We start from the raw sequence: 20,813 nt of genomic DNA on the forward strand, positions 1-20,813 counted from the left end.
TCACGCCTGCGGATCGCGCTGACGGCTGGCGTGGTCCGCGTTCTCCGGCGCGGGCTCGCGGGCGTCTGCTCGGGCATGCCCGCACCACGGCGTGAACACCGTGGTTGGCGCTCAGCCTCTGTGGCAACCGCGAATGGCGCCTGCGCCCGCGAACCCCACCATCCGCCGAGAGTGACATGGTGGCGTGCCTGCGGCTGTTGCCGGCGGCATGTGGGGGCGCCACTGGAACGAGTGACACGGTGGCGTGCCTGCGGCTGTTTTCGGTAGTGCGCCTGGGTGCCACTGGGGTCGATGGTGTGGGTGTCCGGGCGCAGGCGCCATTCGCGGTTGCCACAGAGCGTGCGTGCCAACCGCGGTGTTGACGAAGAGGTGCATGAGCACCCGAGCAGATGCCCGCGAGCCCGCGCCGGAGAACGGGCACACGCACCAGCGGCCCGGAGCAAACCTCTGCCAGAAGCAATGCGCAACCCCCCAGACGAGAAGCAATGCGCAAACCTCAGGCCAGCGCCACAGCTTCAATCTCCAGACTGCACCCGTAGTGCAGCACAGGCACGGGCACCACCGCACGCGCCGGCCGCGCATCGCCGGCCCACTGCGCGTAGATCGCATCGAAGGACGGCCACAGGCCGATGTCGGTGATGTACACGCGCACCTGCAGAAGCCTGTCCACCGAACTGCCTGCACCTGTCAGCGCGGCAGCCACGTTGTCCAGCACCTGCCGTGCCTGCACCTCGAAGGCCGCGTCGTGCAGCACACGGCCGTCCGCGGCCACGGGCAACTGCCCCGACACGAACACCAGGCCCGCGCCCCGCGTGGCATGGCTGTAGTGGCCACGTGGCGCCACCATGCCCTCTGGCGCGGTGAAGGTCTGTGTGGCGCTCATGCCAAGGGGGCGACAGCCGCGCCTTCGATGTCGTGCCGCTTGAGGGCACGGGCCACGAAGCCATCGGCCTTCATGTCTTCGACAAACTGGCGCACTTCCGCCAGCGCCTGGTCGCTGCGGTTCGCGGGCATGCCCACAGCTTGCTGAATGGTCATGAAGTTGCCGGGCAGCATGCGCAAGCCCGGGAAGCGCAGCAGGTCCGATTCCAGTTGCTGGCGCACGCCGGCGGCCACGTCGGCGCCAGTGCGGATGAATTCGTCCACCACGGTGGGCGATGTCGCGGCGCGTTCGATCGTGACGTGCTTCAAACTGCGCGTGAGGTGCAGGTCGTAGGCGCTGCCCTTGCCCACCACCACCCGATGGCCCGCGCGGTCCACCTCGTCCATCGTCTTCAACGGCGACGCGTTGCGCACCAGGTACGCGCCCTGGATCAACACATAGGGCGTGGCAAAACGCAGCTGGTCCGCGCGCGCGGGGTCGAGCGCGAAGAAGCCGATGTCGGCGTCCCCCCGCGCCACCGCTTCGACCGATTGGCCCGCGCTGTCGAACACCACCGGCTCCAGCGCCAGCCCCAGACGCCCCGCGAGCGCACGCGCCAGATCCACCGACACCCCGCGCACCGAGCCGTCACCACTGGAACGGCTGGCCAGCACGGGGTTGCCGACGTTGATGGAGGCGCGCAGCACGCCGGTAGGGGCAATCTGCCGGATCAATTCGGTATCGATGTTCATTTCTCTCCTTGGTTGGATGCGGTTCAAGTTAAATTAGTCTCATGCCCAGGACACTGCCCCCACTCGCCGCGCTGCTCGCTTTCGAAGCCACCGCGCGCCACCAAAGTTTCACCCGCGCGGCCGTCGAACTGAGCCTGACGCAGACAGCCGTGAGCCACCGCATCAAGGAGCTGGAAAGTCTGTTGGAGATACAGCTCTTCACGCGCAAGCAAAACACCACACGGTTGACGGACGAAGGCCGCACCTATCTGGATTGCATCCGCCCCGCCCTGGCCCAGATCGCGGCGGCCACGGAAAGCGTTTCGTCGGCGCGCGACAACCGACTCACCATCGCCAGCCTGGTGGCCTTTTCGTCGCGCTGCCTCACCCCCGCGCTCAAGGACTTCCAGCGCCTGTACCCGCAGATCGAACTGCGCCTGACGGCCTTGGCACCCACGGACCGCCTGGAGCAGCGCGAGTTCGACGTCGCGATCTGGCACGGCTCGGACGACTGGCGCGACTTCGACGCAGAACGCATTGCGGACGAAGACATCTTCCCCGTCTGCACGCCCGAGCTGCTCGAGTCCGGGCCGCCATTGCGCACCATCGACGACCTGAAGAACTTCCCCATCGTGCGAACGGTGTCCCCCATCATCACGGACGACTGGACCGTGTGGCTGCGGCAGGCAGGCTCATCGATCGATGCGTTTGACCGCGAGATCAACTGCGAAACCCTTTCGTTTGCCATGAACGCCATCGTGGAAGGACTGGGTGTGGGCATTGGTCGTTCGGTGCTGGTGCGCCAGGATCTGGCCAGTGGCCGCCTGGTGGCACCGTTCGAGTTCCGGTATGCGTCATCGGCCGGTTACCACGTGTTGAGCCGACCCGAACGCTCGGGCCTTCGCAAGGTGCAGCTCTTCAAGCGCTGGCTGATCTCCACCTTCGGAACAGCGACCTAGCGCCCCACGTCATTCGAGTTTGATGTTGGCCTTCTTCACGACGTCGCGGTAGCGCGCCGCGTCGTTGCGAATGCGGTCCGCGAACGCGGCGGAGGACATGCCACCGACTTCCGCGCCCGCGTCGGCGAAGCGTTTTTTCACGTCCGGGTCCTGCAAGGTCTTGGCGACTTCGGCATGCAGTTTGGCCAGGATGTCCGCGGGCACACCCTTGGGCGCAAACAAGCCCACCCAGTTCGATGCATCCACATTCTTCACGCCGGCCTCGTTGGCGGGTTCCCAGGCGTTGTTGAAGGGCGTGCGGCGCGCGGTCGTGAGGCCCAGCACCTTCACGCGCCCCGACTGCACATGGGGCATGACCGCCGGCACGGCGACCACGGCCAAGGGCACTTCACCAGCGGCCACAGCGGCCACCGCGGGCGCACCGCCTTTGTAGGGCACGTGCAGGAGCTTGGCGCCCGACTCCACGGAGAACCATTCGCCCGCCAGGTGGTTCACGCTGCCGTTGCCCGGCGAGGAAAACGCCAGTTTGCCCGGGTCCTTGCGCGCCGCTGCGACCAGTTCGCGCACGTTGTTGTACGGCTCCTTGGCATTCGCCACCAACAGCATGGGCGTGTCGCTGATCATCGTGATCGCGGCGAAGTCCCGGTCCAGGTCGTAGGGCGTGTGCGGAAACAGCGCGGGGTTGACGGCGAATTCGCCCGTGTGGGCCGTGAGCAGGGTGTAGCCATCGGGCGCCGCCTTGGCCACCTGCGTCACGGCAATGAAGCCGTTGCCACCCGGCTTGTTGTCCACCACGAAGTTCCAGCCCAGGCGCTCGGTCATCTTCTGGGTCAACAGCCGAGCCGTCACATCGACGACACCGCCCGGCGCAAACGGCACCACCACACGGATGGGGCGCGACGGGTAGTCCTGGGCCACGGCGGGGCCACAAGCCAACGCCGGAATCGCCAAGGCGGCGGCCAGAAGCAGATGACGGCGGGATGCGTTGTTCGAAATCATGGGCGTTGTCTCGGTGCTGGAGTTGTTCGACAGGAAGGTCTCGACAATCGTCGAGCAGACGGTGGTGCGGGTCAAACGAGATATTTCGCTGGCCCCTAGCAATTCCGCTCATGGGGCAGGCGCATGAGGGATTTTGATCGGAGAGCTTCAAATTTCTCGTTGGACGTGGTGCGAACGCGGACGAACAATTTCGCCCCATATGACCACACCCCACAACTCCGCCGCCACGCTGACCAGCAGCGATGGCATTCCGATCCGCTACCGCGTTCACGGGACCCTCACCGGCCTGCCGGTGGTGGCCCTCGTGCATTCGCTGGCGATGGACCATCGCTTCTGGGACCTGCAGGCCGCACGGCTCGAAGGCAAGGCCACGGTGGTGGCCATCGACGCGCGCGGTCATGGCCAATCGGGCCACGGTCCGACCCCCTACACCGCCCAGCGCATGGCCGACGACTTGCTGGAGGTGCTGGACCATTTGCACATTCACCGCGCGGTCGTGGGTGGCGCGTCCATGGGCGGCTGCGTCGCCCTGCAGTTCGCGGGCAGCCACCCCGAGCGCACGGCCGGCCTGGCCCTGATCGGCACCACCGCCTGGTACGGCCCGACCGCGCCCAAGGACTGGGAAGACCGCGCCACGAAGGGACGCACCCAGGGCCTGGCCTCGCTGGTGGATTTCCAGAAGACGCGCTGGTTCAGCGACGCGTTCCGCGAACAGAACCCACAGGTGCTCCAGGCCTGCATCGACACCTTTCTGCGCAATGACATCGAAAGCTACGTCGCCACGTGCACCATGCTGGGCCATTTCGACGGACGCGCGCTGCTGCCCACCATCCAGGTGCCCACCCGCATTCTGGTGGGCGAAGAGGACTACGCCGCGCCGGTGCCCATGGCGCAGGCGATGCACGCCGGCATCCCCCATTCCCGTTTGACGGTCATCCCCAACGCGCGGCACCTCGCGCCGCTGGAAGTGCCCGACGTGGTGGCCGCCACGCTGCTGGAACTCTGCGCGGAGGCGGCACGATGACACCCTTCGAATTCCTGCTGCCCTACTCGCTGGACGAAGCGCTCTCGCTGCTCGACCCGGAAGATCCCAACATCCGCCCCGTCGGCGGTGGCACGGCCGTCATGCTGATGATGAAGGCCGGCGTCTTGCACCCCACGCGCCTGATCAGCCTGCAGAAGATCGGCGACGAGCACGCATCGGTGGGCGTCAACACCGAGGGCGATCTGGTCATCGGCGGCCTGGCCCGGCTCGCCGACATCGAATGCCACGCGGCCGTCCGCAAGGACTGGCCCCTGCTGAGCCAGGCGCTGCGCGGCGTGGCCAACGCCCGTGTGCGCGCGGTGGCCACCATCGGCGGCAACCTGCGCCATGCCGACCCGCACCTGGACATGCCACCGGTGCTCGCGGCGCTGAGCGCGCGCGTGGTGATCACCGGCCCCAAGGGCAGCCGCACGGTGAACGCCGAGGACCTGTGCACCGGCTACTACGAAACGGTGGTCGAACGCGACGAACTGATCACGCAAGTGACCGTGCCGCCGCAGGCCGGCCCGGGCCACTACCTGAAGCTGACCACGCGCGCCGCGCACGACTGGCCGGCGCTCGGCCTGGCCGTGGTGCTGAAGATGGTCCACGGACAGGTCGAGAAGGCCCACTTCTTCACCGGCGCGGCCACCGACCGGCCGACGCGCCTGGTGCAAGCGCAAACGCTCATCGAACAACGCGGCTTCGAACCCGATGCGCTGCGCGCCGCTGGCGAAGCCGCGGTCCACGAAGCGCCGCTCATGGGCGACGCCCACGGATCGGCCGAATACAAGAGCCAACTGCTCAAGACCGCCTTGCCCAGGGCCATCGACATTGCGCTGCGCCGCAGCCGGAGCCACGCATGACCTTCACCTCCACCGCTCACCAACAGGTCGGTCACTCGATCAACCGCCTGGAGTCGCGCGCCAAAGTCACCGGCACGGCCGACTACACGCACAACCTGTCGCTGCCGCGCATGCTGCACGCCAAGGCCGTGCGCAGCGCTCATGCGCACGCGCGCATCCTGTCCATCAACACGGAGCGCGCGGCCGCGATGCCCGGCGTGTTCAAGGTGGTCACGGCGCGCGACGTGATGCAGGTCATCCCCGACCCGCACTACGGCCCGGCCTTCCACGACCAGCCGATCCTGGCGATCGACAAGGTGCGGCACATCGGCGAACCCCTGGCCGTGGTGCTGGCCGAAGACGTGCACGTGGCCGAAGCGGCCGCGGGCCTGGTCGAGGTCGAGTACGAGGTGTTGCCCGCCGTGTTCGACGAAGTCCAGGCGGCCCACAACACCGACATCCTGGTGCACGACATGCTGCGGCCTGCGGGCACGTTTCCCGATCTGAAACACCTGGCCGGCCGCAAGGGCACCAACGTCGCGCTGGACTACCGGCTGCGCCATGGTGACATCGACAAGGCGTTTGCCGAAGCGGCGCACGTGTTCGACCACACCTTCCGCACCCAGCAGGTGATGCACACGCCGCTGGAGCCGATGATCAGCATCGCGGAACTCAACGAGCGTGGCATCACGATCCACACCGCGTCCCAAAGCCCGTCCTTCGTGCGGCTGGAAATCGCGCGCCTCCTGGGCTGGGCCGAGAACCGCGTGCAGGTGAAGACGCGCCTGCTGGGCGGTGGCTTCGGCGCCAAGCTCTACATCAAGCTGGAGGCCCTGGCCGTGGCGCTCACGCTGATCGCCCGTCGGCCGGTGCGCGTGGCGCTGACGATGGAAGAGCAGTTCTACACCATCACCAAGCACGCAACGACCTTCCGCATCCGCAGCGCCGTGAATGCCCAGGGCCGCATCACCGGTCGCCATTGCGAGGTCTACTGGAACGGTGGCGCGTACGCCGACATCGGGCCGCGTGTCACGCAGAAGTCCGGCTTCACCGCCGGCGGCCCGTACGACATCGACAACCTGCACATCGATTCGTACCAGGTCTACACCAACCTGCCGACCGCTGGCGCCTTCCGTGGCTTCGGCATCACCCAGGTGGTGTGGGGCTACGAAAGCCAGGCCGACCTGATCGCTCGTGCGATCGGCATGGACCCGCTCGAATTCCGCCGCCTGAACCTGCTGGAGAACGGGCGACCCCATGGCGCGGGCACCATCATGAAAGACGCGGCGCTGCGCATGGTGCTGGACCGCGTCGCCAGCCGCATGGACTGGGACACGCCCATCGAGCGCGGCACGGGCACCGTGCGCAAGGGCCGCGGGCTCGGCCTGGGCTTCAAGGCGCTGGTGGCGCCCACCACATCGGTGGCCACCATCACCGCCGCGGGCGATGGCAGTTGCACGCTGCTCATCAGCACCGTCGACATGGGCCAGGGTTCGGACACGGCCATGGCGATCGTGGCCGCCGAGGTGCTGGGCATCCGCGCGGAAGACATCCACGTGGTGCACGCGGACACCGACGCCACGCCGTACGACATGGCCACGCTGGGCTCGCGCTCCACCTTCTCCATGGGCAACGCAGTGAAGGCCGCTGCTGCCGACCTGCTGCTCAAGGTGCGTGAACTCGCCGACAGCCTGGGTGTGCCTTTCAACGGCATGGGCGACACCTCGTTGCTGCTGAAAAAGAAGTTCAGCATGCAGGCCGGCACGCTCGTGGGCACGGGCAGTTTCGTGCCCTCCTACACCTCGCCGGACGCGAACGGCCAATCGCCCGACATCACCCCCAACTGGATGATCGGCGGCACCGGCGTGGAAGTGGAAGTGGACACCGAGACCGGCCACTTCAAGATCCTGCGCATGGAGAACGTGGTGGACTGCGGCACGCCGCTCAACCCCAAGGTGGTGGAAACGCAGATCTCCGGCGCGGCCATCATGCAACTCGGCATGGTGCACCTGGAGAAGATGGACTTCGACGCCGACGGGCAACTGCGCAACGCGTCGTTCTCCGAATACAAGATCCCCGGCATTCTGGACATCCCCGAGCAGTTCGGCTGCGAAGCGGTTGAAGCCCAGCAGACCACCGGCCCCTTCGGCGCCAAGGGCCTGGGCGAGAGCGGCTGCTTTGGCGTCGCCTCCGCCGTGGCCGAAGCCATTCACGACGCCGTTGGCGTGCGCATCACCACCCTGCCCATCACCCCCGAAGACGTCTACAAGGCGCTGGCCCAACGCCAGACCGAAGAGAGCCCGACATGAGCACCACCAGCACCCTGATCCAGTTTCGCCTGAACGGCGAGCCCGTCGCTCGACACATCGAGTCCTACAACACCCTGGTGGAAGTCGTGCGCGACTGCGGCCTGCACGGCGCGCGCGAGAGCTGCGGCCAAGGCCTGTGCGGTTGCTGCACCGTGGTCGTCGACGGCAAGGCCGTCACCGGCTGCATCTACCCGGCCATGCACGCCGATGGCTGCAACGTCGCCACGGTGGAGAGCCTGGAGAAAGATGGCCAGCTCGACCCGGTGCAACAAGCCTTTATCGACGCGGGCGCGTTCCAGTGCGGCTTCTGCACACCGGGCTTCATCCTCATGTCGCGCCAGCTGCTGGAACAGAACCCCGACCCGAGCGATCACGAGATCCGCCACTACCTGGCGGGCAACCTCTGCCGTTGCGGCGCGTACCCCGAAATCATCAAAGCCGTGCAGCTGGCCGGCCAGCGCATCCGCGCGGCTGCCAGCGCCAACGCCACCTGAAAGAAAAACAAATGGAAATCCAAGGCGAAAAAATCCTGTCCGTGCCACGCAGTGACGTCTGGCGCGCACTCAACGACCCGGCCGTGCTCCAGCGCTGCATCCCGGGTTGCGACTCCTTCGAGGCCGACGGCGAGAACAAGTACCGCGTGGCCATGCAGATGACGGTGGGCCCGGTGCGCGCACGCTTCTCCGGCAAGCTTGCGTTGAGCGACGCGGTGCCACTTACCTCGTACGCCATGTCCTTCGAGGGCTCCGGCGGCGTGGCCGGCTTCGGCAAGGGCACGGCCCATGTGAGCCTCGACGACGTCGACGGTGGCACGCGCCTGCGCTACAACGCACAGGCGCAAGTGGGTGGGCGGCTCGCGCAGGTGGGCGCCCGTCTCATCGACGGCGTGACCAAGCGCATGTCGGACGATTTCTTCACCCGCTTTGCCAACGAGCTCTCGGGTGCGAAACCAGCCGGTGCACTGGCCGCCACTGCGCCTGGTCAGGCTGCGGCAATGGGCAGCGTGCCCAGGAGCGTCACGACGACTGCAGTGGCCACGCCGCACGCCGTGCAGCATCAACAGCCTGCACCGCAGAGCAACCACATTGCCGTGCTCGCGGCGGCCATCTCGGCCACGGCCGCTGCGGTGGCGGTGCTGGCTGCGTTGTACGTGCTGCAATTCACCGGTTGAACCAGGTGGTTGACGCGCCGACCATCTGCGCCTGCAGCACCGTGGTGGAGTCGATGAGCAATATAAGTCGATCGGGTTAGACACGACAACTTTTTGCCGCAAAAAATACCGGCCGCGACCAGTCAGGTAACGCCCGAGATTGCCTTGCCCGTGGCCGTTTGGGCACCACCCTGCCGGGCACCCCGTTTGCCGGGTTGAGCACAGTGCCCTGTCCCCCACCATCCCCATGAGCCGCGTCCTCCTCATCGAAGCCGAACTCAAACGGGTCTTCAGCGACATTTCCGGCCTGCCGGTCGCGGAAGTCGCCAGTGAGGCCGCATGCGTCGACGTTGTGCAACGCGCCATGGCGGACCTGCTCATGCGACCCGCCCTCGGCCCGGACGAGAACTTCTTCCAGGCGGGCGGGCACTCTCTCCTGGCCGCGCGGCTGTCGGCCCGGCTCGCGGAGTCGGGCCTTCCCCGGCCAGGACTGCGCCCCATCTTTGAACAGCCGACGGCACGTCTGCTGGCTGGCTGGCTCGCCCAGCAACAGCGCGCGGCGACGCTTGAAAGCGCCAGGCGCGTGCCCGTGCGCGAGGATCCATCCACCGCGCCCCTGTCCCTGATGCAGCAGCGCATGTGGTTCCTTGAGCAGTTGAATCCCGGGACCGGCGTCAACAATCTGCACTCCGCGCACTGGTTGAAAGGTCCCATGAACCGCGAGGCGTTCGAGCGTGCCTTTCTGGCCATGGTCCATCGCCAGCCGGTGCTGCGAACACGCATCGAACGAGAGGAAGAGACGCTGCGGCAACGCGTTCTGCCGCGCTTCGACGGTGCGCCGCTGCACTTCGAGGACATGGGCCAGCTGGCGCCCCACGAACGCGAGGCCGAGGTGCAGCGCCGGTGCGCCGAATGGGCGGCCCAGCCATTCGACATGCTCAATGCCCCCCTGTTCCGCGCAGCGCTGTACCGTTTCGACGAGAACCTTCACGTGCTGCTTTTCGCTGCACACCACATCATCTGGGACGCATGGTCTTTCGATGTGTTGTGCGCGGAGTTGGCCGTCTACTACAGCGCGTTCGTCCAGGGAATCGAACCCGCCTTGCCACCCCTGTCGGTCAGCTACGGCGATTTTTCCGCGTGGCAGCTGGAGTGGCTCAAAGGCGAGGAGCTGCAACGGCAAGCCTCCCAATGGGTCAAGAAGCTTTCGCCGCTGCCGGACCCGCTCGATCTGCCGTCGTCGCGCAAAAGACCGAAGCGCATGACCGGAGGCGGGCGCTCCTTCCATCTGCTCTTGACCGGGGCCGTGCTCGAGCGGCTTACGCTGTTCGCGACCCAGCAGGGCACCACGCTGTACGTCTGCTTGCTGGCCATGTATGCGCTGGCATTGCGCCAGTTCAGCAACCAAAGCGACCTGTGCATCGGAACGCCGGTGCGGGGACGCGAGAGCAGCGATCTCGAACCCTTGATGGGCTTCTTCGTGAACATGCTGCCCATGCGGCTCACCCTTGCCGGGGAGATCAGCGCTGGCGAGTGGGTTCGCCAGGTTCACCACGAGGTTCAGGCGGCGTTCGATGCGCCCGATGTGCCGTTCGAGCACCTCATGCGCGAGCTCAACCCGCCGCGCGACCTCTCCCGGCCCCCGCTGCACCAGGCGAGCTTCTCCTTCCAGGACGTGCGCACGCGTCCCATGCAGTGGGGTGGCCTGGAGGTCAGTCGCCTGCTGGTGCCCGTCCGCGGCGCGACGCAGGACCTCTCGCTCTGGTGTGTGCTGACGAAGGAGCTGCTGGAGTTTGTCTACAGCTTCAACACGGACGTGTTCGACGAAGCCGATTGCCGCTTGCTCGCCGAGCGCCTGCTGACCATGGTGGAGCGCCTGCCCGATGCGCACCATCTTCCCGCGCGGGAGCTGCTGGCGCCCCACCCGTCAGAGCGCGATCGGCAACAGGCATGGAACGCGACCGATGCGGCCTACGACCGATCGGCAACCGTGCACGGCGTGATCGCGGCCCAAGCCGCGCGCACGCCCGCCGCACCTGCCGTGCTGCAGCCCTGCTTCGGCGAACTCAGCCACGGCGAACTGCACGAGCGCTCCAACCGCCTGGCCCGTGCCTTGCGCGTGCGCGGCGTCGCCCGCGGTGCGCTCGTCGGCTTGTGCATCGAACGCGGTCTGGACATGCTCGTGGCCCAACTGGCCATCCTCAAGGCCGGCGCCGCCTACGTCCCGCTCGACCCCGCCTACCCCGGCGATCGTCTCACTGACATGGCCAAGGACGCACAGCTGGCACTGCTCGTGAGCGAGTCCTCCCTCGTTCACGCCCTACCCTGGCCACGCGAGAAGACCCTGCTGCTCGACATCGACGCCGCATCCATCGACTCGCAGCCCGATGCCGCGCTGCCTCCCGATGCCGCACGGGATGCACAGCCCCTGGACCCCGCCTATGTCATCTACACCTCCGGCTCCACAGGCATGCCCAAGGGCGTGGCCGTCCACCACCAGGCCGTCGTCAACTTTCTCGCCGCCATGGCCCGCGAGCCCGGCCTGAAGGCTTCCGACACGCTGCTGGCTGTTACCACCCTGTCCTTCGACATCGCCGTGCTCGAACTGCTGCTGCCGCTCACCGTGGGCGCGAAGATCGTGCTGGCCAGCCGCGAGGATGCGCTGGACGGCGGTGCGCTGGCCGCGATGCTCACCGAGCACCGGGTCACCGTCATGCAGGCCACGCCTTCGAGCTGGCGCATGCTCGTCGAGTCCGGCTGGAAGCCCACTCCCGGCTTGAAGGCCCTCATCGGCGGCGAAGGCCTGCCCGTGGACCTGGCCGAGCAACTGCTTGAGCGCTGTGGCGAGCTCTGGAACATGTACGGCCCTACCGAGACCACCGTATGGTCCACCTGCTGGCGTGTCGAGCACCCGCAGCGTGGCATCCGCATCGGGCGCCCCATCGCCAACACCACCATCCACATCCTGGACGAGCGGCTGCAGCCCTGCCCCATCGGCGTGCCTGGCGAAATCTGCATTGGTGGCGAGGGCGTTGCCCTGGGCTATCACCAGCGACCCGAACTCACCGCGGAGCGCTTCATCGCCGACCCGGAGCGCCCTGGTGAACGCCTCTACCGCACCGGCGACCGCGGTCGCTGGTGCCATGACGGCACCCTGGAGCACCATGGCCGCACGGACTTCCAGGTCAAGGTGCGCGGCCACCGCATCGAGCTCGGCGAGATCGAGTCGCAACTCATGGACCACCCCAGCGTCGCGCGGGTCGTGGTCATCGCGCGCGAGGACCGACCGGGCGACCAGCGCCTGGTCGCCTACCTGGTGGCCAAACCCGCAGCGGCCACCGAAGCCGCCGCCCTGCGCGAGCACCTCAAGACCAGGCTGCCCCACTACATGCTCCCGCAGCACTTCGTCGAACTCGATGCCATCCCGTTACTGCCCAATGGCAAGGTCAACCGCAAAGCTCTCCCTGTGCCCAACGCCGAGCAGGATGCAACGGACAACTGCGCCGACGGTACCGTGCCGGCGAACGCCACCGAGCAGGCGATCGCTGCCATCTGGGTCCGACTGCTGAACGTCGAAAAGGTCGGAAGCAACGACTACTTCTTCAATCTCGGCGGCCATTCTCTGCTCGCGCTGCGCGCCGTCCAGGAGATGCAGCGGATCACGGGCGAGAAGATCGACGTCGGCCGTTTGATCTTTGAATCCCTCGGCCAGATCGCCGCCAGCATCGCGATCGAACCGTCCCATGCCGCGCCAATCGATTCTCTTGCGGCCGAAGTTCGTGTCGAGGCAGACGCCGCGAACGGGTTGCCTCGCAGCCTCGCCATGAGGCCCGTCCGCTTCGGCCATCCTGCGTCATCCCTTTACGGCGTCTTCCATCCAGGCGGCTTGCGCAACGTGCGCCAACGCGCCGTGCTCTTCTGCAATCCCTTTGGACAGGAAGCGGTGCGCATTCATCGCTTTTTCTGCGTGCTTGCCGATAGCCTGGCGCGCGCCGGCGTTGCCTGCCTTCGCTTCGATTACCACGCCAGTGGCGAATCCATGGGCGACGACCGCGAAGCCGATCTCGATCGCTGGGTCCAGGATGTGCTTGCCGCCGATGCGCTGCTGCGTCAACGTGCTGGCGTGCAGGAGGTGGACTGGGTCGCACCGCGCTTGGCCAGCGCCCTGGCGGTGCGAGCCTCCGTGCAAGCGCCGCAGATCCCGCAGCAACTCGTGCTCTGGGAGCCGGTGATTTCGGGTGCGCGCTATGTCGACCACCTGCAGGCGGTGCACGCCTCGATGATCGCCGACTTGCCAGACGGCGGTGCGCTCGCGGGCGATGAAGAGATCCTGGGTTATGGCGTGAGTCGGCGCCTGTTGGAGCAGATTCGCACTGTCGCGCCCGCCGACTACCAGCGTGCACGGACCCGTCGCGTCCTGTTGGTCGCGTCTCATCAGCAGGCCACCGACGCGGACAAATTGGTCGTTGCGCTGCGGGGCAGCGGCGTGGCGGCGCGGCGCCAGACGCTCACCCTCGACTTCGACTGGACCTCAGAGGAAGCCTTCAACACCGCGCTGGTTCCCATCAACGCACTGAATCTCCTTGCAGCGGTGCTGAGAGGAGACCAGCTTGAATGAAGTCTCCTTCAAATTCGGTTCTCAACAGCACTTGAGCGCCACGCTGACCCTGCCACCTGGCGAACAGCCTGCACGCATGGGCGTTGTGCTACTCAACGTGGGGATCATTCACCGCATCGGACCACACCGCTTCAACGCCAAACTCGCACGCGCTCTCGCACGAGAGGGTTTGGCCACACTCCGCATGGACCTCTCAGGCCAGGGCGATAGTGGCGCGCCAGACGAAGCCCTTCCTTATGAACAACAGGCCGTGGTGGACCTGCAAGCGGCCATGGATCACTTCCAGCGCATTTGCAATATCGACACATTCGCCATTGCGGGCATGTGTTCTGGCGCCTGCAACGGTCTGGCGGCAGCGCTGGCGGACAAGCGTGTGGGCGCCCTATGGATGCTCGACGGTGACGCCTATCCTACGGCCAGGACGAGATGGAATCGCTACACAGGCCGGCTGCGCGAGGCGCCGCTGCGCACCCTCAAAGCATGGACGCGAAAGCTCGTCGAGCGCACGGCGCGAGCCATCAAGAATGTGGCCAACCGGTCGACGACGACGCACGAATTGTGGGACTTCGACCGCCGCGCTCCGCCGCGTGAGGTCTTCGGCCGCGATGTTCAGACGCTCGTTGATCGCGGTGTGGCGGTGTGTTTCGTGTATTCCGGCAGCATTCACTGGACCTTCAACTACCAGGAGCAGTTGCGTGAAGCCTTCAGCGAATTCAACTTCGTTGACCGCGTGCAATGCGAGTATCTGCCGCAGGCCGATCACACGGCCACGACACTGGCGACGCAAGAGCGGTTGATCCGCAGCATCGTTGACTGGCTCCATGGCGCGCTCGCTTGTGTCCCCAGCACAACCACGCGCAGCAATGCCTCGTGAGCACGCTTCAACGAAACCTGAAACGGGCGCGCAGGCTTTGCGCTCAAGGTAGAAAAACGAACGAAGGCAAAGCACTGAACACCACCGCCACCGTGGCAATGGCCACAGCGCCCAGCGCGAAGTGGTAGTTCCAGTCCGAAAGTCCGCCCATAGCGTGTTGGGCCTTGACCCGCGCAAGGTGTAGAGCCACGGCCAGCAACGCAATGGCAGTGGCGCCCCAGGCCACCGCATTGGCCGTCCACTGGTGCGCCCAGATCTCGCTCGCACTCCAGCTCACCATGAAGTGCACGAACCAGATCGCAAAAGCCGTCACGATCGGCCGCCAGCTCAGTCGCTTCAGCGCCTTCACACGCCGCCCCATGGCAACACCCGCGGCAGCAGCAGGCCGGCGGCGCCCTCGAACGCGGCGAACATGAAGAGGATGCGCAGCGCCTCCAAGGTCTTGTTGGCCGGCGGTGGCGCAAGACCGCGCATCCAGCGTGCCAGGTAGTAGACAGCCGACAGCACGACGGCGGCCACGATGGTGCCGTGCCAGGCCAACATGGCGAAGATCGTCGCGCCTTGTCCGCTCGCATCGCCGCGCAGTCCGGCGGTCCACCAGTCGAGCACGTCCACCGCGAGAGCGGCGACCAGGCACACCATGCTCAGCGTCATCATCGCCGCGCTGACGCCGCTGCCGCGCTTGCGCCTCGCCATCCACGGCCGGGCCGCGTAGGCCAGGCCCGCCGATGCACCCAGCAGCAGCAGGCCAGGCACCAGCGCGCCGCGCGGCGCTTCGACGCGCCACCAGTCCGGGTGGGCGCCGAACAGGTAGAGGTACGAAAACACCGACATCAGAAAGATCATCCCGAGGACGATGACCAGCAGCACCGCGGCCCACCAGCCGTGCGATTGGGGACCGGTCACATAGGTCGGCAGCAGGATGCCCGCGCCCGCGTCGACCTGCTTCTGCGGGATGTGGCGGTCGTTGCCCCACACCCAACGCATCACGCACACGATGGTCAGCACGCCGCAGATCGCGCTCAGTGTCAAAGCCTTCACCGTCAGCAGCAGGAAGAAGCCCGCCGTGAAGAGTGCCGCCAGCAGCGGCCACCAGGACGGCCCGGGCATGATCTGCACGTACTGCGGCTCCGCGCGCGAGCTGCTCGTGATCAGCGTCTCGCGCGCGCCGGTGGCGGTGCCGGGGAGGAAGTAGCGCCCGGCCTCGACGTCCTGGCGCAGCCGGGCATCGGCCCACAAGGGCTCGAGGTGATTGACGACGGGGATCGAACGCAGCCCATAGTTGCCCGTGGCCAGCCACTCCAGCGTGCCGCCCTTGTACACGTTGCGGGCGTCCCCGCCGACATTGCCCTTGCGGCCGTAGACACGGACGGCGTCGACCAGGAACAGCAGCACCCCGGCCGCGATGATGAAGGCGCCCACGGTCGAGATCAGGTTCGGCACTTCCATCGCCCGGCCCGGCAAGTAGGTGTCGACCCGCCTGGGCATGCCCATCAGCCCGCTCAGGTGCATGGGCAGGAAGCAGACATGCACGCCGACAAAATTGAGCCAGAACACCCAACGCCCTGCGCGTTCCGACAGCTCCCGGCCGTTGATCATCGGCGTCCAGTAATAGAACCCGGCGAACAGCGGGAACACCATGCTGCCGATCAGTACGTAGTGAAAGTGCGCGACGACGAAGTAGGTGTCGTGGGCCTGTCCATCGAAAGCGACCATGCCCACCATCACGCCGGTGAGGCCGCCCATCACGAAGATGAGGATGCCGCCGACGAGAAACAGCGACGGCACGTTGCGCTGAACCTTGCCCGAGGCGAGCGTGGCGATCCACGCGAACACCTGGGCGCCCGCGGGAATCGCCACCGCCATCGACGCGGCGGAGAAGTAGCCGGCCGACAAGCCGGGCAGGCCCACCGTGAACATGTGGTGTGCCCACACCCCGAAGCTGATGAAGCCGGTGGCGATCAGCGCCAGCACGACGATCTCGTGGCCCACCAGCGGCTTCTGCGCGACCGTGACGATCATCGCCGACACCATGGCCGAGGCCGGGATGAAGATGATGTAGACGTCGGGGTGGCCAAAGAACCAGAACAGGTGCTGGTACAGCAGCGGGTCGCCGCCGCGCAGGGCATCGAACAGCGGCCAGTTGAAGGCGCGCTCGAGTTCCAGCAGGAAGGTCACCATGATCATCGCCGGGAAGGCCAGGATGATCATCACGCCGAAGATCAGCACCGCCCAGGCGTAGATCGGCATCTTCGCCATCGTCATGCCGGGAGCGCGCGTGCGCAGCACGCCCACAATGAGTTCGATGGCGCCGGCAATCGCGCTGATCTCGATGAAGCCGATGCCCAGCAGCCAGAAGTCGGCGTTGATGCCCTTGGCGTACACCCCCGAGCTCAGCGGCGGGTACATGAACCACCCGCCGGACGGTGCCAGGCTGAAGAAGATCGAGCAGAAGAAGACGACACCGCCGATCAGGTAGGCCCAGTACGAGTACGCCGACAGCCGCGGAAAAGGCAGGTCGCGCGCGCCGATCATCTGCGGCAGCAGCAGCACCGCGATGGCCTCGACGGCGGGCACGGCGAACAGGAACATCATCACCGAGCCGTGCATCGTGAACAGCTGGTTGTAGATCTCCTGCGGCACCACGTCCGCGAGCGGCGAGGCCAACTGCACGCGCATCACCAGCGACAGGATGCCGGCGGCGACAAAGAAGCCGAGCGCCGTGACGATGAACAGGAAGCCGATGAAGTTGTTGTTGACGGCGCTGAAGGCTTGCCACCCCGTCGGCGTTTCCCACACCTTCTTCAGGTCATCGAGCTCGCCTTTCGGTCTTCTGCCCTTCGTCGGGAAGCGCCCGTAGAGCCGCGCGTCGAAGCCGGTCTCCGACGGCGCTGTCGCGGCGTCGTCAACGGCACCTGCCACGCCGGAAGGAACGCTGGTCGTCACTTCAACGACTCCATGTAGGCGGCCAGTGCGTTCAGTTCGGCGGCCTGCAGCGAGCGGTAGGCGGGCATGCGGTTGTTGGGTTTGATGGACTGGCTGTCGCCGATCCAGCCGATCAGCGTGCCACGCGTGTTGGGCAGGATGCCGGCGCCGAGCGACAGCCGCGAGCCCACGTGCGTCAGGTCGGGGCCCGACAGCCCTTGCGCGGCTGTGCCGGCAATGCGGTGGCAGGCGACGCAGCCGGCCTCGCCAAAGAGCTTGCTGCCGCGCAGCACCTCGTCGTTGACGGATGCCACGGCCTGGGTGGGTGGTGCCTGCTGGCGCGCAAGCCGCGCATCGCTCCAGCGTTGCCAGTCTGCGGGCTCGTGCGCCACGACCACGAAGCCCATCAGCGAATGCGCCCCGCCGCAGAATTCGGCGCATTGCCCACCGTAGACGCCCGCCTTGTCGGCCTGCAGCTTGAGCCGGTTGGTGCGGCCCGGGATCATGTCCATCTTGCCGCCGAGCTTGGGCACCCAGAAGCTGTGGATCAGGTCTTCGGAGACCATGTCGATGACAACAGGGCGACCCACCGGGATGTGCAGTTCGTTGGCATCGGCATGGGTCTCCTTGCCCGCCGCGTCCAGGTAGGACACGCGCCACCAGTAGATGTTGCCGGACACCCGCATGCGCAACTCGTTGCCTTTGATCGTCGTCATGCCGGCGACCATCGTCGTGCCCCAGGCCAGCAGCAGGAAAAGCACCCCGGCCGGAACGATCAGGCCGAACCATTTGACGACGCCCTCGCCTCCGAGCCTAGCGCGCAATCCGTCGCTGCCGTACAGCGCCACCCACATGGCCGCGCAGACCAGCACGAAGATCAGCGTGCAGAGTGCGATCAACACCCAGGCGAGCGACGTGACCGTGTTGGAGAACGGGCCGTGCGGATCAAGCACGGGTGGGGGCCAGCCGCTCAAGGCCTCAGCGAGACTGGAGCGTGAGGAGGTAGGCTGTGACATCGCGGGCTTCCTGGTCTGACATCGTGATGGCCGGCATGGCCGACCCGGGCACCAGCCCGGGGGCGTTCCTGACAAACTGCATCAACACGCCGGGCTGGTTCGGCAGTTTCCCGGCGATCAGGCCCTGTCGGCCGAAGCCGTGCAGCGACGGCCCGAGCCCGCCGCGCGGCCACTGGATGTCGGGGAAGGTGTGGCAGGCCACGCAGCCTTTCTCGCTGACGAGCCGAAGACCGGTGGCGGCGTCGGCATCGCCCAGCGTTGGCGTGCGGTCGGGCGGGCCATCGCAGGCCCCCAGGCTGAAGCAGGCCAGCACCAGCCAACGGCCCGAATAGCCCCTCGGTGCACGCCCGGTCCCCGGCATGAACGATGATCTAGATCCCATGCGCAAACACCTCTTGCTGCACGAACACCGGCCCGCGAACGTCGGCGGCCTGTTGCTGGCCCTGTGCGCCACGGTGCTGACCACCGCATGCTCCGATCGCATGAGCAGCAGTGAAGACCGCTGGAGCGGCAGCGGCGAACTCATCGCGATGAGCGGCGGCGAAGGTGGCGCGCGCTACGCCTGCGCGACCTGCCACGGCGTGCGTGGCGAGGGCAACGGGTACGACGCGCCGCGACTGGCCGGCCTGCCGGTGGGTTACCTGCAAAAGCAGATGGAAGACTACGCGAACGGCTTGCGGCCGCACGACGTGATGCGCGACGTGGCACGCTTTCTCGACAGCCACGAACGCGTGCGCGTGGCCCACCACTACGCCGCCCTGCCGCCGCAGGCCCTGTCGCCCGCCACCGAGGAAACCATTGCCGCAGCGACGCCGGCGCTGTACGCCCGTGCGTGCCAGCAGTGCCATGGCGTCGACGGTGTGGGCACCGTGAACGGGCCGCCGCTCAACGCCCAGCCGGCCTTCTACCTGACCCAGCAATTGCAGGACTGGCAACTGTCGAAACGGCGCAATGACGGCAATCATGTGATGTTGAAAGTGGCGCAGCAGCTCGATGAAGGGCAGATCAGGCAACTGGGCCTTTATCTTTCGGAGATCCCACCACGCCCGGCACCTGCGGACCGTTGAGGTCGAACATCGAAGGCAACACGCGGTCCCGTTTGACCACGTAGTGCAGCACCGCCGCCCCGGCATGGCCGGGAATGATGAGCGCCGTGATCCACACGATCCAGAAGTGTGCCGTCGCGGCCCACTGCATCAGGCGGTGCTGCAGGTCTTCGGACAACTGATCGAAAGGCAGGTTGGGAAACGGGATCAGCCCTGCCACCGACAACGGCAGGTCGCTGGGCAATGTGGACCACATCACCCAACCGCTGACCGGCAACGCGAAGAAGCTGATGTAGAACCAGGTTTGCAGCAGGCGGCTGGCCTTGCCTGCCAAAGACCCCTCGTCCACGTTGTCGGGTCCGCTGATCTGGCTGCGCCAGAACAGGCGCAGCGTGCCCAGAAACATGATCGTCAGTCCGACCTGCGTGTGGGTCTGGTAGCCGATGTACTTGTCGCCCCCCACCGGTTGCCAGCCCAGGTACCACCCATGGGCCAGCTGGAAGATCATGAGCGCCGCCATCACCCAGTGAAAGGCGACGCCGATCGGCGAGTACAGGCCGCGCCGGTGGTAGCCCTCGGCCCATTCAATGAAGGCAACGAGGTTCATGCCGCGTCGGCGCGCAGGCCGCGCGCACGTTCGGCGTTCATCCAGCGCCAGCCGATCCACATCGCCGCGGCCAGGTAGGCGATGCTGCCCGGCGCCCACATCGTGATGCCGGCGAGCTGCTGGTCTTCCAGCGGCGACACACCCCAGCTCAGCGTGGACGCGAAGTGCGGGGGATACAGCGGCCGTCCGGCAAAGGTGATCAATGCGCCCAGCAGTCCCATCAACACCGTCGTGACCAGGACGGCACCCATCGCCGCCGTCGGGCCGGATCTGCGGACCGCCATCCAGAACCCTATCGCGCTGGCCAGCAGCGTGAATTGCATCAGCGCGTAGACCCCGTCGGACGACAGCGCTGCCGCGTAAGGAGCCGGCGCGTGCCAGACCCAGAACACCACAGCGGCGATCGCAGTGGCGCTCCAGAGCGGCGTCGGAAGGCGCCGCAGCCAGGGCTCCAGTCCGAACATCAGCAAAGGCGCCATCACCAACACGAGCGCGAGGTGGTGGATCACCCGCACGGTGAAGAAAGCCGAGCTGAGGGCACACAGCGGCGACACATAGAGAACGACCGTGAGAGCCCACGCGCAGCGCAGGCTCAGGAGTCGCCTGGGGGTGACGTCCCGCCCCATGGGCAAGCGCCACAGTGCCAGCGCCAGCAGCAACAGGACCGACCCGAGCACCGGATCGAGATTCCAGCGGCTCAGCCAGATCTCTGGCCCTGGCGCCTCGCCGCAGTACGGGACCCACCTCCTGAGTTCGTCCAAGGCATGTACCTCCTCGTTGGGCGCAGCCGGGTCTCGGGACGCGATTCCCACCGGCATGACACCACGGAGCGACGGGGCGCACTGTTC

At 66.7% G+C, this 20,813-nt stretch carries 18 protein-coding genes; 9 read left to right on the forward strand and 9 right to left on the reverse strand.

Features of this window, described 5'->3' with window-relative positions:
• Positions 1-496 precede the first annotated feature (496 nt).
• Together FFS09_RS09485 and FFS09_RS09490 are read right to left on the reverse strand one after the other, a co-directional pair.
• Positions 497-883, reverse strand: coding sequence for a RidA family protein (locus FFS09_RS09485; RefSeq protein ID WP_137918616.1), 387 nt, complete (start codon positions 881-883; stop codon positions 497-499).
• The gene (locus FFS09_RS09490; protein WP_137918617.1) at positions 880-1,614 is read right to left on the reverse strand and encodes an ABC transporter substrate-binding protein; all 735 of its coding nucleotides are present in this window, start codon (positions 1,612-1,614) and stop codon (positions 880-882) included. The genes FFS09_RS09485 and FFS09_RS09490 overlap by 4 nt, the downstream gene beginning before the upstream one ends.
• 41 nt (positions 1,615-1,655) lie before the next feature.
• Here FFS09_RS09490 and FFS09_RS09495 point away from each other — a divergent pair, with 41 nt between their 5' ends.
• On the forward strand, positions 1,656-2,552 hold the full coding sequence (locus FFS09_RS09495) for a LysR substrate-binding domain-containing protein (protein WP_137918618.1): 897 nt from the start codon (positions 1,656-1,658) through the stop codon (positions 2,550-2,552).
• A gap of 9 nt (positions 2,553-2,561) precedes the next feature.
• Here FFS09_RS09495 and FFS09_RS09500 read toward each other — a convergent pair whose 3' ends face one another.
• Positions 2,562-3,551 (reverse strand): Bug family tripartite tricarboxylate transporter substrate binding protein, encoded by a 990-nt coding sequence (locus FFS09_RS09500; RefSeq protein WP_137918619.1) that lies wholly within the window; start codon positions 3,549-3,551, stop codon positions 2,562-2,564.
• A 199-nt stretch (positions 3,552-3,750) separates the two neighbouring features.
• Between FFS09_RS09500 and FFS09_RS09505 the strand changes: the two genes are divergently transcribed.
• From FFS09_RS09505 to FFS09_RS09535, 7 genes are all read left to right on the forward strand, one after another.
• Positions 3,751-4,575, forward strand: a complete 825-nt coding sequence (locus FFS09_RS09505; protein WP_137918620.1) for an alpha/beta fold hydrolase — start codon at positions 3,751-3,753, stop codon at positions 4,573-4,575.
• Complete coding sequence (locus FFS09_RS09510; protein WP_137918621.1) at positions 4,572-5,441, forward strand: FAD binding domain-containing protein; 870 nt, start codon at positions 4,572-4,574, stop codon at positions 5,439-5,441. Before FFS09_RS09505 ends, FFS09_RS09510 begins: the two co-directional genes overlap by 4 nt.
• Positions 5,438-7,729, forward strand: coding sequence for a xanthine dehydrogenase family protein molybdopterin-binding subunit (locus FFS09_RS09515; protein ID WP_137918622.1), 2,292 nt, complete (start codon positions 5,438-5,440; stop codon positions 7,727-7,729). The genes FFS09_RS09510 and FFS09_RS09515 overlap by 4 nt, the downstream gene beginning before the upstream one ends.
• A complete protein-coding gene (locus FFS09_RS09520; RefSeq protein WP_137918623.1) occupies positions 7,726-8,223 on the forward strand; it encodes a (2Fe-2S)-binding protein in 498 nt (165 codons plus the stop codon). The genes FFS09_RS09515 and FFS09_RS09520 overlap by 4 nt, the downstream gene beginning before the upstream one ends.
• A gap of 11 nt (positions 8,224-8,234) precedes the next feature.
• Complete coding sequence (locus FFS09_RS09525) at positions 8,235-8,900, forward strand: SRPBCC family protein (RefSeq protein ID WP_137918624.1); 666 nt, start codon at positions 8,235-8,237, stop codon at positions 8,898-8,900.
• Positions 8,901-9,126: 226 nt separating this feature from the next.
• Positions 9,127-13,497 (forward strand): non-ribosomal peptide synthetase, encoded by a 4,371-nt coding sequence (locus FFS09_RS09530; protein ID WP_137918625.1) that lies wholly within the window; start codon positions 9,127-9,129, stop codon positions 13,495-13,497.
• On the forward strand, positions 13,490-14,371 hold the full coding sequence (locus FFS09_RS09535; protein WP_137918626.1) for an alpha/beta fold hydrolase: 882 nt from the start codon (positions 13,490-13,492) through the stop codon (positions 14,369-14,371). The genes FFS09_RS09530 and FFS09_RS09535 overlap by 8 nt, the downstream gene beginning before the upstream one ends.
• Before the next feature lie 43 nt (positions 14,372-14,414).
• Here the strand turns inward: FFS09_RS09535 and FFS09_RS09540 are convergent, their stop codons facing one another.
• The 4 genes from FFS09_RS09540 to FFS09_RS09555 are packed head-to-tail and all read right to left on the reverse strand — an operon-like array spanning position 14,415 to position 18,694.
• Complete coding sequence (locus FFS09_RS09540; protein WP_137918627.1) at positions 14,415-14,732, reverse strand: hypothetical protein; 318 nt, start codon at positions 14,730-14,732, stop codon at positions 14,415-14,417.
• Positions 14,717-17,317, reverse strand: a complete 2,601-nt coding sequence (locus FFS09_RS09545) for a cbb3-type cytochrome c oxidase subunit I (protein ID WP_252374307.1) — start codon at positions 17,315-17,317, stop codon at positions 14,717-14,719. The genes FFS09_RS09540 and FFS09_RS09545 overlap by 16 nt, the downstream gene beginning before the upstream one ends.
• A complete protein-coding gene (locus tag FFS09_RS09550) occupies positions 17,314-18,249 on the reverse strand; it encodes a cytochrome c oxidase subunit II (protein ID WP_252374308.1) in 936 nt (311 codons plus the stop codon). Before FFS09_RS09550 ends, FFS09_RS09545 begins: the two co-directional genes overlap by 4 nt.
• A gap of 25 nt (positions 18,250-18,274) precedes the next feature.
• Positions 18,275-18,694 carry a c-type cytochrome gene (locus FFS09_RS09555; protein WP_252374309.1) on the reverse strand — a complete coding sequence of 140 codons (420 nt, stop codon included), beginning with the start codon at positions 18,692-18,694 and terminating at the stop codon, positions 18,275-18,277.
• On the opposite strand from FFS09_RS09555, the gene FFS09_RS09560 reads away from it, so the two are divergent.
• Complete coding sequence (locus FFS09_RS09560; RefSeq protein ID WP_171019945.1) at positions 18,693-19,379, forward strand: c-type cytochrome; 687 nt, start codon at positions 18,693-18,695, stop codon at positions 19,377-19,379. The two genes, FFS09_RS09555 and FFS09_RS09560, sit on opposite strands and share 2 nt — an antisense overlap.
• Here the strand turns inward: FFS09_RS09560 and FFS09_RS09565 are convergent.
• Positions 19,318-19,965 carry a cytochrome b gene (locus FFS09_RS09565; protein ID WP_137918630.1) on the reverse strand — a complete coding sequence of 216 codons (648 nt, stop codon included), beginning with the start codon at positions 19,963-19,965 and terminating at the stop codon, positions 19,318-19,320. The genes FFS09_RS09560 and FFS09_RS09565 overlap by 62 nt on opposite strands.
• Entirely contained in the window at positions 19,962-20,726 is a 765-nt protein-coding gene (locus FFS09_RS09570; protein WP_252374310.1) for a cytochrome c oxidase assembly protein, read from the reverse strand. The genes FFS09_RS09565 and FFS09_RS09570 overlap by 4 nt, the downstream gene beginning before the upstream one ends.
• Positions 20,727-20,813 lie beyond the last annotated feature (87 nt).

Origin of the sequence: Hydrogenophaga sp. 2FB (assembly GCF_005503365.1) — a bacterium.
GTDB lineage: Bacteria > Pseudomonadota > Gammaproteobacteria > Burkholderiales > Burkholderiaceae_C > Hydrogenophaga.